Source organism: Mycobacterium shinjukuense, from assembly GCF_010730055.1.
Taxonomy (GTDB): Bacteria; Actinomycetota; Actinomycetes; order Mycobacteriales; family Mycobacteriaceae; genus Mycobacterium; species Mycobacterium shinjukuense.
On sequence record NZ_AP022575.1, the window covers coordinates 2,158,168 to 2,171,574 of the forward strand.

Consider the following 13,407-nt stretch of genomic DNA (forward strand, 5'->3'; position numbering starts at 1 on the left):
TTCAGGGGCTCATCAGAACAGCGTCGCCTGAGCGGGGCCCGCCGCCGCTTCGGTCGCCCACGGGAGCGGGCGGTGCTCACCGACCAGCCGGTATTTCGCGATCAACGGCGCCGCCCGCTCCCGCAGCATCGCGCGATAACTGGGCGGCAGATACGCTCCGCGCCGATACAACTGGCGGTAGCGGCCGACCAGCTCCGGATGCGCACCAGCCAGCCAGGACATGAACCAGCCGCGTGTCGAGCCGCGCAGGTGCAGGCCGAAAACCGTCACGCCGGTGGCACCCGCGGCGGCGATCTGGCCAAGCAGCCGGTCGAGGTGCTCGCTGGAGTCGGTGAGATGCGGCAGCACCGGGGCGACCATCACATGACAGTCCAGGCCGGCCTGGCGGACCGCGGTGATCAGCCCCAGGCGAGCCGGTGGCGTCGGCGTGCCCGGCTCGACGTCCTTGTGCAGCTGCGGATCGGCGACCGCCAGCGACACCGCCACCGACACCGGAACCTGTTGGGCCGCCTCGGCGAGCAGCGGCAGGTCCCGCCGTAGCAGAGTGCCCTTGGTCAGGATGGACAGCGGGGTACCGGATCCCGCGAGCGCGCCGATGATCCCCGGCATCAGCGCGTACCGGCCCTCGGCGCGCTGGTAGGGATCGGTGTTGGTGCCCAGCGCAACGGTCTCGCGCCGCCAGGACGGCCGCCGCAGCTCGCGGCGCAGCACCTCGACGACGTTGATCTTGACCACCACCTGGGTGTCGAAGTCGGTGCCGCAGTTGAAGTCCAGGTATTCGTGGGTGGGACGCGCGAAACAGTAGCGACAGCCGTGCGAGCAGCCGCGGTAGCCGTTGACGGTGTACCGGAACGGCAGGGCCACCGCGTTGGGCACCTTGTTCAGCGCGGACTTGCACAGCACCTCGTGAAACGTGAGGCCCTCGAATTGGGGTGCGCGCACGCTGCGCACCAGCCCGATCCGCTGCAACCCCGGCAGCGCCCCGTCGTCGATGGGCAGTCCGTTGACGGCGACGGCTTGACCCGCCCAACGCATGCTTCTATTCGAACAGCAGTTCGACGTGGTGTCAAGTGTGGCGCCGGCTGCACGCACCCACCAGCCCGTACGCGACTTCGACACCGCAGAACGCTGCCGGTCGAGCCGCCGCGATACACACCGGGCGTGCGTTTGCCGGCTCAAAGCAGGTACCGTGGGGCACCGCGCACCTGGCAGCCATGTCGACACCGGCACCCGATGGAAAGGACCACCCGATGACGCCGCGCGGAGTCGAGCCGTACGGGCAGCTGCGATACCAGCACATCGCGGGCACCCGCATGGCCTACGTCGATGAGGGCGACGGCGACGCCATCGTCTTTCAGCACGGCAATCCCACGTCGTCGTACCTGTGGCGCAACATCATGCCGCATCTGCAGGGACTAGGCCGGCTGGTGGCCTGCGATCTGATCGGGATGGGAGCGTCGGACAAGCTCAGCCAGTCGGGACCCGACCGGTACAACTACGACGAGCAGCGTGACTTCTTGTTCGCACTCTGGGATGCGCTCGACCTCGGCGATCGCGTGGTGTTGGTGCTGCATGACTGGGGCGCGGCGCTGGGCTTCGACTGGGCCAACCAGCATCGCGACCGGGTGCAGGGGATCGCGTTCATGGAGGCGATCGTGGCCCCGATGACATGGGCCGACTTCCCACCCAACGTGCGGGGTGTTTTCCAGGGTTTTCGATCGCCGGAGGGCGAACGAATGGTGTTGGAGCAGAACATCTTTGTCGAAGGGGTCCTGCCCGGCGCGATCCTGCGCCGGCTCAGCGACGAGGAAATGAACCACTACCGACGGCCGTTCGTCAACCCCGGCGAGGACCGCCGCCCCACCTTGTCGTGGCCACGCAACCTGCCCCTCGACGGCGAGCCCGCCGAGGTCGTCGCGGTGGTCAACGAGTACCGCAGCTGGCTGGAGGAAAGCGACGTGCCGAAATTGTTCGTCAACGCCGAGCCCGGGGCGATCGTCACCGGGCGTATCCGTGACTATGTCCGGAGCTGGCCCAACCAGACCGAAATCACGGTGCCCGGCGTGCATTTCATTCAGGAAGACAGCCCCGACGAAATCGGTTCGGCCGTGGCGCAGTTCGTTCGGCGGCTACGGTCGCCGGCTGACGTCCAAACGTGACCGGCCCAGCCGCGAAACCACCTCGGCGACAACCGAATCCACCGAAATCGAAACCTGCTCACCGGTCGACAAGTCCTTCACCCCGACCGCGCCCGCCTCGATGTCACGACCGCCCGCGACCAGCGCGATGCGGGCGCCGGACCGGTCGGCCGCGCGCATCGCGCCCTTGAGCCCGCGGTCACCGTAGGCCAGGTCGGCGCGCACACCGGCGGCCCGCAGCCGCCCGATCAGCACCGCCAGCCTGAGCTTGGCCGCCTCGCTGAGCGGCACCCCGAACACGTCGCACCGGGTGGTCTCCCCCACCGTCTTCCCCTCGGCCCGCAACGCCAGCAGGGTGCGGTCCACCCCCAGCCCGAACCCGATGCCCGACAGGTCCTGCCCACCGAGCTGGCGCATCAGGCCGTCGTAGCGTCCGCCGCCGCCGATGCCGGATTGCGCGCCCAGCCCGTCATGGACGAACTCGAAGGTGGTCTTGGTGTAGTAGTCCAGGCCGCGCACCATCCGCGGGTTGAGCACATAGGGCACCCCCAGCGCGTCCAGATGGGCCAGCACGGTGTCGAAGTGCTGCTTGGCGCTATCGGACAGATGATCCAACAGCACCGGTGCCTCCGCCGTCATCGCCCGCATCTGCGGGCGCTTGTCGTCGAGCACCCGCAGCGGGTTGATCTCGGCGCGCCGGCGGGTCTCCTCGTCGAGGTCGAGCCCAAACAGGTACTCCTGCAACAGTTCCCGGTACTGCGGTCGGCAGCTCTCGTCGCCCAACGAGGTGATCTCCAGCCGGAACCCGTCGAGGCCCAGCGCGCGGAAGCCGGCGTCGGCAAGGGCGATCACCTCGGCGTCCAGCGCCGGGTCGTCAACCCCGATCGCCTCCACCCCGACCTGCTGCAGCTGGCGAAACCGGCCGGCCTGCGGGCGCTCGTAGCGGAAAAACGGGCCCGCATAGCACAACTTGATCGGCAGCGCGCCGCGGTCTAGGCCATGTTCGATCACCGCGCGCACCACCCCGGCGGTGCCCTCGGGCCGCAGCGTCACCGAGCGGTGACCGCGGTCGGCGAACGTGTACATCTCCTTGGACACCACGTCGGTGGACTCGCCGACACCGCGGGCGAACAGCGCGGTGTCCTCGAAGACGGGCAGTTCGACATCGGCGTAACCGGCCCGGCGGGCGGCGGCCAGCAGCCCGTCGCGCACCGCGACGAACCGCGCCGAGTCGGGCGGGAGGTAGTCCGGCACCCCCTTGGGCGCCGAGAACGCCGAGAACTCCGTCACCGGCTACAGGCCCTCGAGGAACGGGTTGAACCGGCGCTCGGCCCCGATGGTGGTGGAGTTGCCATGCCCGGGTAGTACCACGGTGGTGTCGTCGAGCACCAACAACTTGTCGCGGATGGAGCGCAGCAGGTCGCGGCCGCTGCCGCCAAACAAGTCGGTGCGGCCCACCGAACGCTCGAATAGGGTGTCGCCGCTGAACACCACGTCGGCGCCGTTCTTGGTCGCCCCAACCACCCGAAAGCACGCCGATCCGCGGGTGTGGCCCGGGGTGTGATCGATGGTGACGGCGATGCCGCCCAGGTCGATCTTGTCGCCGTCGCGGTCCAGCTCGACGACCTGTTTGGGCTCCCGGAAAAACGCCCCGGTGATCAGCTGCGCCATCCGCGGACCCAGGCCGTAGATTGGGTCGGTCAGCATGAACCGGTCCTCGGGATGAATGTAGCTGGGGCAGCCGAAGGTGTCGGACACCTTCTGGGCGGACCAGATGTGGTCGATGTGCCCGTGGGTGAGCAGCACCGCGGCCGGGGTCAGGCGGTTTTCGTCGAGGATGCGCCGCAGCTGGCCCAGCGCACGCTGCCCCGGGTCCACGATGATGGCATCGGTGCCGGGCCGCTCGGCCAGCACGTAGCAGTTGCATTGCAGCAACCCGGCGGGAAATCCGGTGAGAAACACAGTGCCCAGTTTCCCATCCGCGCCGGTCGGCGACGACGCGGCCCACGTGTACGGGGCGGTTGACACCGATCGCGGCTCCCCGATTAGCCTGAGCTGTCGTGCCGACCAATCAACAACGACGCGCGACCGCCAAGCGCAAACTCGAGCGGCAACTTCAGCGCCGCGCCAAGCAAGCCAAGAGACGCCGCATCCTGGCCATCGGCGGGGGCTCCGCGGCCGCGGTGGCCGTCATCGCCGCGGTGGTGGTCGCGGTGGTGGTCAACAAGGACGACCACAAGAGCACCAGCACGACGACATCCAGCTCCGCAGCGACCACCCCGGCCCCGGACACGGCCCCCGTCCCGCCGTTGCCGCCCTTTCAGCCGTCGGCCAACGTCGGCGCCAACTGCCAATACCCGCCGTCGCCGGACAAGCCCGCCAAGCCGGTCAAGCCGCCGCGGACCGGCAAGATTCCCACCGAGCCGGCCCAGATCAGCGTCAGCATGGTGACCAACCAGGGCAACATCGGCCTCATGCTGGCCAACAACGAATCGCCCTGCACGGTCAACAGTTTCGCCAGTTTGGTCGGCCAGCGGTTCTTCAACGACACCAAATGCCACCGGCTGACCACCTCCCCGCAGCTGAGCGTCCTGCAATGCGGCGACCCCAAGGGCGACGGCACCGGTGGCCCCGGCTACCACTTCGCCAACGAATACCCCACCGACCAGTACCCACCCAACGACCCCAAGCTGGCGCAGCCGGTGCTGTATCCGCGCGGCACCCTGGCCATGGCCCACTCCCAGGCCCCCAACAGCAACGGCAGCCAGTTCTTCATGGTCTATCGCGATTCGCAGCTGCCGCCCGACTACACCGTGTTCGGCACCATCCAGGCCGACGGGCTGGCCACCCTGGACAAGATCGCCAAGGCCGGGGTCGCCGGCGGCGGCGCCGACGGCCCGCCGGCCACCGAGGTGATCATCACGTCGGTGCTGCTGGACTAGGACCGCGTCAGCAGACGCAAAAGCCCAAATTCGGCCCGAATTTGGGGGCTTTTGCGTCTGCTCGCACAGGGGAACGCGCCGCGCTAGGCCGCCGACGTCACCCGGTAGACGTCGTAGACGCCTTCGACGTTGCGCACCACGTTGAGCAGGTGGCCCAGATGCTTGGGGTCACCCATCTCGAAGGTGAACCGGCTGATCGCCACCCGATCACCCGAGGTGGTCACCGACGCCGACAGGATGTTGACCTTCTCGTCGGCCAACGCGCGGGTCACATCCGATAGCAGCCGGTGCCGGTCGAGCGCCTCGACCTGGATCGCCACCAGGAACACCGACGACGGCGACGGCGCCCACTGCACCTCGATGATGCGCTCGGCCTGCTGTTGCAGCGACGCGGCGTTGGTGCAGTCGGTGCGGTGCACGCTGACCCCGCCGCCGCGGGTGACGAATCCCATGATCTGGTCGCCGGGCACCGGGGTACAGCATTTGGCCAGCTTGGTCAGCACGCCGGGGGCGCCGGGCACCGCAACCCCGGTGTCGTCGGTGCTGCGCTGCCGCCGCAACATGGTCGCCGGGGTGGACCGCTCGGCGAGCTCCTCCTCGGCCTGGTCGATGCCGCCGAGCTCGGCCAGCAGCCGCTGCACGACGTGCCGGGCCGACACGTGCCCCTCCCCGATCGCGGTGTACAGCGCCGACACGTCGGCGTAGTGCAGCTCCCGGGCCACCGCGGCCATGGATTCGCCATTGACCAAGCGCTGCAACGGAAGTCCGCCCCGGCGCACCTCCCGGGCCATCGCCTCCTTGCCGGCCTCCAGCGCCTCCTCACGACGCTCCTTGGCGAACCACTGCCGGATCTTGGTCTTGGCGCGCGGCGACACCACGAACTGCTGCCAGTCCCGCGACGGGCCGGCGTTGGGCGCCTTGGACGTGAAAATCTCGACGACTTCCCCGTTTTCCAGCTTGCGTTCCAGCGCCACCAGCCGCCCGTTGACCCGGGCGCCGATGCAGCGGTGGCCGACCTCGGTGTGCACCGCGTAGGCGAAGTCCACCGGTGTCGACCCGGCCGGCAGGGTGATCACGTCGCCCTTCGGGGTGAACACGAAAATCTCTTGCACCGCAAGGTCGTAACGCAAAGACTCCAGGAATTCGCCCGGGTCGGCGGCCTCTCGCTGCCAGTCGAGCAGCTGGCGCATCCAGGCCATGTCGTCGATTTCGGCGGCGGCATGCGGATGCGGAACTCCGTTGCGGCCCTTGGCTTCCTTGTAGCGCCAGTGCGCGGCGATGCCGTATTCGGCGGTGCGGTGCATGTCGCGGGTGCGGATCTGCACCTCCAGCGGCTTGCCCTCGGGCCCGACGACGGTGGTGTGCAACGACTGGTACACCCCGTATCTGGGCTGGGCGATGTAGTCCTTGAACCGTCCGGCCATCGGCTGCCACAACGAATGCACCACACCGACGGCGGCGTAGCAGTCTCGGATCTCGTCGCACAGGATGCGGATGCCGACCAGGTCGTGGATGTCGTCGAAGTCGCGGCCCTTGACGATCATCTTCTGATAGATCGACCAGTAATGCTTGGGGCGGCCCTCCACGGTTGCCTTGATCTTCGACGCGTTTAGGGTGTTGACGATCTCGGTGCGAACCTTGGCCAGGTAGGTGTCCCTCGAGGGTGCGCGACCGGCGACCAGCCGCACGATCTCCTCGTACTTCTTGGGGTGCAGGATCGCGAACGACAGATCCTCCAGCTCCCACTTGACGCTGGCCATGCCCAGCCGATGTGCCAGGGGCGCAATCACTTCCAACGTTTCGCGGGCCTTGCGCGCCTGCTTCTCCGGCGGCAGGAACCGCATGGTGCGCATGTTGTGCAGCCGGTCGGCCACCTTGATCACCAGCACCCGCGGGTCGCGGGCCATCGCGGTGATCATCTTGCGGATGGTCTCGCCCTCGGCGGCGCTGCCGAGCACCACCCGGTCCAGCTTGGTCACCCCGTCGACCAGATGGCCCACCTCCTCACCGAATTCCTCGCTGAGCGCCTCCAGCGTGTAACCGGTGTCCTCGACGGTGTCGTGCAGCAGCGCGGCCACCAACGTGGTGGTGTCCATGCCCAACTCGGCCAGAATGTTGGCGACCGCCAGCGGGTGGGTGATGTAGGGGTCGCCGGAGTGCCGCAGCTGGCTGGCGTGCCGCTGCTCGGCTACCTCGTAGGCGCGCTGCAGTATGGAAAGGTCGGCTTTGGGATAGATTTCCCGGTGCACCGCCACCAGCGGTTCGAGCACCGGATTGAGGGCGCCGCTGCGGGCGGTCATCCGGCGGGCCAACCGGGCCCGCACCCGACGCGACGCGCTGCTGGTGGTTTTGAGGGTCTCGACCGGCGGCTCGGGGGCGTCCAACACCGACCGCGACACGGGCGCCGATTCCGTCGGCGGCGCGACGGCTTGCGTTGTGCTCTGGTCATCCGCCACGGTCGTCACCTCCGACCTTGAGGATATCGCGAAAGCGCTGGTGGCCCGCTAGCAGCGGACAATCAGAACTGGCACAAACTGTGCACCGGCAACGGGGCGATTGCCTCGCGTCCGCCCAGCGCGGTGAGCTCCACCACCACCGCCGCGGCGGTCACGGTGGCGCCGGCGCGCCGCAGCAACCGGCTGGCCGCACCGATGGTGCCACCGGTGGCCAACACGTCGTCGACGAGCACCACGCTGCGGCCCCGCAGCTCGAGGCTGTCGGCGGGAATCTCCAGGGTGTCCGAGCCGTACTCCATGTCGTAGTCCTCGGACAGCACCGGCGGCGGAAGCTTGCCGCTCTTGCGGATGGACAGCACGCCCGTGCCGAGCCGTGCGGCGATGGCCGCCGCGACCAAGGATCCCCGCGACTCGATGCCGGCCACCAAATCGGCGCCGGACGCGACATCGGCCAGCGCGTCGATCACCGCGGACATCGCCGCGCGGTTGGCGAACAACGGAGTCAGGTCCTTGAATTGGATGCCTGGCAACGGAAAATCGGCCACATCGCGAGTCAGCGACGCGATCACGTCGGCTACCGGCGCACTCCCCCGGACGGTAATCACTGCATCAACGCCCATCGGTCCATGTTCCAGCCCGCTCCCCAGCGGGTGGGATTCCTGCTCACGGCATACATCTTTGTCGACATCAACAACGTCCGCTGCTGCCGGTACAACGGCAACGTTGGCATCTCCGCCCAGAGTACCGGCGCGGCATCGGCAAGCAACCTGACACGCTCGGCGGGGTCGGCCGATACTGCCAGCCCGCCGATGATCCCGTCAACCTGAGGATTTGCGTAGCCCGACAGGTTGTTTCCGTTGCCGCTGTGCAGGTCGTAGGCGTCCATCGGCGACGAACCGCTCGACCCGCTGCCGGTGGCCCCACCGGTGCTGGCCAGCAGGACGTCGATCTTTCCGTCGCGCAGCGCCTGCGGCCCGGATGTGTCCAGCGTCACATCGGAAACGGTGATCCCGGCCGGGGCGCACGACGTGGCGATGGTCCCGACGATGGCCGCCAACCGAGCGTTGGGTCCCTGGTAGCCCATCCGCACCGTCAGCGGCGCACCGCCCAGCGCGTCGCGCGCCGCGGCGGGATCCCCGGTGGTGAACCGGGCGGCCTCGGTGACGCCGTCGGCCGCGGCGACCGCGTCGTCGGCGGCCGGGGACAGCCGCGAGTTGGCGATCGCCACCCCGGCGTCGCGGGCGATCGCCTCCCGCGGCGTGCACAGGGCCACCGCGCGGCGCGCACGGACCTGCGCCAGCGGTCCTTGCGGGGCGAAGATCAGCTGCTCGATCCCGCCCGAGGGCGAGTCGCTGCGCTGGTAGTCGTCCGGGGTGGCCAGCACCCCCGACGACCCGGTCGAGACGTCGACCACGGCGACGCTTCGGCTGTTGACCCGGTCCTGGATGTCGGCGCCCTGTGGCCGCACGGTGATCCGCTTGGTGACGGCCCTGGCGCCCCACCAACGGTCGTTGGCGACCAACACCACCGCACCACCGTCCAGCACGGACTCGATCCGGTACGGTCCCGACGACGGGAAGCGTTTGAGGACTTCTTCCGGTGTGAGACCCGGCTTGAGGTCCCAGGCGGTATTCCATAGCCGCGCAATCTGTTCCACCAACGGCACCCTGTTGGTCAGCAGCGCCGTGGTGACGTCGATGTTCAGCTGGTCGGCGATGACGTGCGACGGCATCAGCGACGTCGCGGTAAACAGCTGCAGGTAGTCGACGACACCGCGATCCGGGATGAACGACACCCGCGCCTTGCGCTGCCCCGGGGTGCACTCGATGTTGGCGATGTCGAGATAGCCGGCCTGGGAGGCGGCGTCGAAGCCGGCAAAACGCCCGGATTGGGCCGCCCAGGCCAGCACCAGGTCATCGCAGGTCACCGGCTTGCCGTCGGAATAGACTGCGTTGTCGGCGATCTGGTAGTCGAGCACCAACGGCGCGCCGCCCACCACCGAGACGGTTCCGAAGTCGCGGTCGGCGACCACCTGCCCGTCGGGCCCGTGATAGCCGAAACCGGTGAGCGTGCGGGCAAACGCCTGCGCGGCGGCCGACGCGGCGCCGACGACGGTGTTGGCGTTGTAGGTGACCAGCGCACCGTCGACCACGTAGTCGACCTGACCCGCCGCACCGCCCGAGCACCCGGTCAGTGCCGATGCCGCGGCCAGGATCGCAGCCACGCCGATGAGGCCGCACCGGCGAGCCCAGCTGGCCATCCCGGACTACCGCCGGCCGGCGCCGCGCTTGCCCGTCGGACGCCGGGTGCCGGTGGGCCGCACCGGCCGGGCACCGGGCGCCGGCTTGGTGGCCACCGCCGGCTTGCCGGACGGCGGGCCAGGCCGGGCGGGGGCTTCGGTCACCACCTGCGGCGAGTCGTCGGCGGCCTCCGGTTGCTGGTCAGGGCCGCGCCGTCGGACCACCCGGCGGGTGTGGCTGCGCACCAGCTCCGTGCGTTCCCGCAGGGTGACCAGCAGCGGGGTGGCGAAGAAGATCGACGAATAGGTCCCGACCACGATGCCGACCAGCTGGACCAACGCCAGGTCCTTCAAGGTGCCGACGCCCAGCAGCCACACCGCCACCACCATCAGCGCCAGCACCGGCAGCACCGAGATCAGGCTGGTGTTGATGGAACGCATGAACGTCTGGTTGATCGCCAGGTTGGCTTGCTCGGCGAAGGTGCGGCGGGTGGTGTGCTGGAAGCCGTGGGTGTTCTCCTCGACCTTGTCGAACACGATGACGGTGTCATACAGCGAGAAACCGAGGATCGTCAGCAGGCCGATGACCGTCGCCGGGGTGACCTCGAAGCCCACCAGCGAGTACACCCCGGCGGTCACCGTCAGGTCGAAAATCATGGCCGCCAGCGCCGCGATGGTCATGTAGCGCTCGTAGCGCACGGTGATGTAGAGGGCGACCAGCGCCAGGAACACCACCAGCGCGATCACCGCCTTCTTGGTGATCTGGCCGCCCCAGGTCTCCGACACCGCCGAGTCGCTGATGGCCTGCTTGCTGGGCTTGCCGTCGGCGCCCTTGGGCTGAAAGGCATCAAATAGCGCGTTGCGCAGCTGCGACGTCTGCTCGTTGGTCAAGGTTTCCGAACGGATCTGCACCGACGACGAGGCGCCCTTGCCGACGACGACCACCGACTCGGGATCCCGGCCGATGGTCCGGTGGAAAACGTCTTCCACCTGGCTGACCTTGACCGAACCCGTTCCGGCGGGCATCGAGACCGTGGTGCCGCCCTTGAAATCGATCCCGAAGGTGAACCCGCGCACGACGATGGACAGGATCGCGACCGCGATGATCGCACCGCTGATGCCGAACCACAGCTTGCGGCGTCCGACGACCTCGAACGCGCCGGTGCCGGTGTAGAGCCGCGAGAAGAACCCGTGGTGCGGCAGCTCGCTGGCGGCCTCGGCGCCGGTCGGCTGCACCGCGGTCTCGGTGGCTTCGCTGAGTTCGGCCGCGTCGATGCCGGCCTTGGCGTTGGATGCCATCGCGTTATCCCCGTCCCGTCCTGGCGGCACCCGCTCGAGCCCGGCGTTCGCGTGCGATCTGCTGAACGGCTCCCAGGCCGTTGTACGCCGGCTTGGCCAGCGTCGCGGACTTGGAAGCCAAATACACCAGCGGCCACGTCACCAAGAACACCACGACCAGGTCCAGGATCGTGGTAAGGCCCAGCGTGAAAGCAAAGCCCTTCACCTGGCCGATCGCCAGGAAGTACAGCACGGCCGCGGCCAGGAAGGTCACCGCGTTGCCCGACACGATCGTCTTGCGGGCCCGCGTCCAGCCGCGCGGCACCGCTGAGCGGAACGAACGGCCTTCGCGGATCTCGTCTTTGATGCGTTCGAAGAACACCACAAACGAGTCGGCGGTGGTCCCAATGCCGATGATCAGACCCGCGATTCCGGCCAGGTCCAGGGTGTAGTTGATATACCTGCCCAACAGCACCAGGATAGCGAAAACCATTGCGCCGGAAGCTATCAGCGATAATGCCGTGAGCAATCCCAGCACCCGGTAATACAGCAACGAATACACCAGAACCAGCACCAGACCGATGGCGCCGGCGATCAGGCCGGCCCGCATCGATGTCAAACCCAATGTCGCCGAAACGGTTTGGGCTTCCGACGATTCGAAGGACAGCGGCAACGAGCCGTATTTCAGGACGTTGGCGAGTTGGCGTGCGCTGGCCGCGGTGAACGGCGGGTCGCCACCGCTGATCTGGGTCCGCCCACCGGGGATCGCCTCGTTGATCACCGGCGCGCTGACCACCTGGGAGTCCAGGGTGAAGGCCGTCTGGGTGCCGACGTGGGCGGCGGTGTAATCGGCCCAGGTGTTGGCCGCTGCGCCCTTGAATTGCAGGTCGACGACATAGCCGATGCTGCGCTGGTCCATGCCCGAGGTGGCGTTTTGGATCTGGTCGCCGCTGATGATCGACGGCGCCAGCAGGTAGGCGGTCTTGTGGTCGGTGGAGCAGGTCACCAGCGGCAGGTTCGGGTCGTCGTTGCCGGCCAGGATGTCGTCCTTGCCGCAGCGGGTGGCCTGGAACTCCAGCGCAACCATCTGGAGGTACTGGTTGGTGCTCTGCCGCCACTTCTTCTCCTGCGCAATGCGCTCCGCGAGGTCTTTGCGCGGATCCGGGGGTGCGGGCGCATCGGTGGGCGGAACCTGATCGGTGGTCGGGGCCGGCGATGGCACGGGGGCGGGGCTGGGTGACGGCGCCGGTTCCTGCGGATAGGGCCGCGGCTGCGCGCCCGGCTGTGCCGGCGTCGGAGTGCCCGGTTGGCCGCTGGGCGCCCCGGGCTGACCGGGCGGCTGAGGGCCGGGAGCACCCGGGATTCCGGGCGGCGACCCGCCCGGCTGCTGGGGCGCGGGATTGGCTTCCTCGGGCTGGGCCGGCATCGAGTTGAGCACCGGCCGGATGTAGAGCCGCGCGGTCTGCCCGAGGTTGCGGGCCTCGTTGCCGTTGGTTCCTGGCACCGTGATGACCAGGTTGTCGCCGTCCACGACGACCTCCGAGCCGGAGACTCCCAGGCCGTTGACCCGCGCGCTGATGATCTGCTGCGCCTGCGCCAGCGCCTCGCGGCTGGGTGCCGACCCGTCCGGGGTGCGGGCGGTCAACGTCACCCGGGTGCCGCCCTGCAGGTCGATGCCGAGCTTGGGGGCGGCCTTCTTGTCTCCGGTGAGAAACACCAACAGGTACACGCCGATGAGCATGACCAGAAACACCGACAGGTAGCGAGCAGGATGCACCGGCGCCGAAGACGATGCCACGTTCCTCTCCTTGAAGTCGGTTCGTTACCCCTGACAGAGCCTACGTGTCGCGTTCGGACACGCTTGGCATCTCGTCGACCGGCGCCGGCTCGTCGTCGTCTTCGGTGCCGACGACGGGGTCCGCCACGTCGTCGTCCGGCAGGATCTTGTCGCGGATTGCCAGCTTCATCCAGGTGGTCACCACACCGGGCGCGATCTCAAGGTCGACGGTGTCTTCGGTGATGTCGACGACGGTGGCCTCCAGGCCGGACGTGGTGTGCACCCGGTCGCCCGGTTGCAGCGACTCGTGCAACTCGATGGTGGCCTGCATCGCGCGTCGTTGACGCCGCGACGCGAAGTACATGAACCCGCCCATGATGAGCAGGAACGGCAGGAACAAGACGAAACTGTCCATCAACACGCCTGTCTTTCGGATCGATAGGTGCCGGTCACACACCCGGTAACGGTCCAGTCTGCCATTCCCGCAGGTCGCAAACCGACCGGCGGGCGCAGCCCCGCTCGGCGGGCGCGGGCCAACCGCTAGGCTTGATCCGCGACGGGACCGCCGAGCCGCGGA

At 68.4% G+C, this 13,407-nt stretch carries 11 protein-coding genes; 2 read left to right on the plus strand and 9 right to left on the minus strand.

The window, feature by feature from the left end; genetic code table 11:
* Window positions 1–12 precede the first annotated feature (12 nt).
* Window positions 13–1,035 carry an Rv2578c family radical SAM protein gene (locus G6N20_RS09510; RefSeq protein WP_083047495.1) on the minus strand — a complete coding sequence of 341 codons (1,023 nt, stop codon included), beginning with the start codon at window positions 1,033–1,035 and terminating at the stop codon, window positions 13–15.
* Between the two features lie 215 nt (window positions 1,036–1,250).
* Between G6N20_RS09510 and G6N20_RS09515 the strand changes: the two genes are divergently transcribed.
* Window positions 1,251–2,159 (plus strand): haloalkane dehalogenase, encoded by a 909-nt coding sequence (locus tag G6N20_RS09515; RefSeq protein WP_083047588.1) that lies wholly within the window; start codon window positions 1,251–1,253, stop codon window positions 2,157–2,159.
* Here G6N20_RS09515 and hisS read toward each other — a convergent pair.
* Complete coding sequence (gene hisS / locus G6N20_RS09520; RefSeq protein WP_083047497.1) at window positions 2,130–3,428, minus strand: histidine--tRNA ligase; 1,299 nt, start codon at window positions 3,426–3,428, stop codon at window positions 2,130–2,132. The genes G6N20_RS09515 and hisS overlap by 30 nt on opposite strands.
* 3 nt (window positions 3,429–3,431) lie before the next feature.
* Window positions 3,432–4,100, minus strand: coding sequence for an MBL fold metallo-hydrolase (locus G6N20_RS09525; RefSeq protein ID WP_083047590.1), 669 nt, complete (start codon window positions 4,098–4,100; stop codon window positions 3,432–3,434).
* 98 nt (window positions 4,101–4,198) lie between these two features.
* Between G6N20_RS09525 and G6N20_RS09530 the strand changes: the two genes are divergently transcribed.
* Window positions 4,199–5,080, plus strand: a complete 882-nt coding sequence (locus G6N20_RS09530; protein WP_083047499.1) for a peptidylprolyl isomerase — start codon at window positions 4,199–4,201, stop codon at window positions 5,078–5,080.
* 83 nt (window positions 5,081–5,163) lie between these two features.
* On the opposite strand, the gene G6N20_RS09535 is transcribed toward G6N20_RS09530, so the two are convergent.
* The 6 genes from G6N20_RS09535 to yajC form a co-directional block, all read right to left on the minus strand.
* Entirely contained in the window at window positions 5,164–7,536 is a 2,373-nt protein-coding gene (locus G6N20_RS09535; RefSeq protein ID WP_083047592.1) for a RelA/SpoT family protein, read from the minus strand.
* A gap of 62 nt (window positions 7,537–7,598) precedes the next feature.
* Entirely contained in the window at window positions 7,599–8,138 is a 540-nt protein-coding gene (locus G6N20_RS09540) for an adenine phosphoribosyltransferase (RefSeq protein WP_179961551.1), read from the minus strand.
* The gene (locus G6N20_RS09545; protein WP_083047503.1) at window positions 8,138–9,796 is read right to left on the minus strand and encodes an ABC transporter substrate-binding protein; all 1,659 of its coding nucleotides are present in this window, start codon (window positions 9,794–9,796) and stop codon (window positions 8,138–8,140) included. Before G6N20_RS09545 ends, G6N20_RS09540 begins: the two co-directional genes overlap by 1 nt.
* A 6-nt stretch (window positions 9,797–9,802) precedes the next feature.
* Window positions 9,803–11,074 (minus strand): protein translocase subunit SecF, encoded by a 1,272-nt coding sequence (gene secF / locus G6N20_RS09550; RefSeq protein ID WP_083047505.1) that lies wholly within the window; start codon window positions 11,072–11,074, stop codon window positions 9,803–9,805.
* Between the two features lie 4 nt (window positions 11,075–11,078).
* Complete coding sequence (secD, locus tag G6N20_RS09555; protein WP_083047507.1) at window positions 11,079–12,851, minus strand: protein translocase subunit SecD; 1,773 nt, start codon at window positions 12,849–12,851, stop codon at window positions 11,079–11,081.
* A gap of 40 nt (window positions 12,852–12,891) precedes the next feature.
* Window positions 12,892–13,245, minus strand: coding sequence for a preprotein translocase subunit YajC (yajC, locus tag G6N20_RS09560; RefSeq protein ID WP_083047510.1), 354 nt, complete (start codon window positions 13,243–13,245; stop codon window positions 12,892–12,894).
* Window positions 13,246–13,407 lie beyond the last annotated feature (162 nt).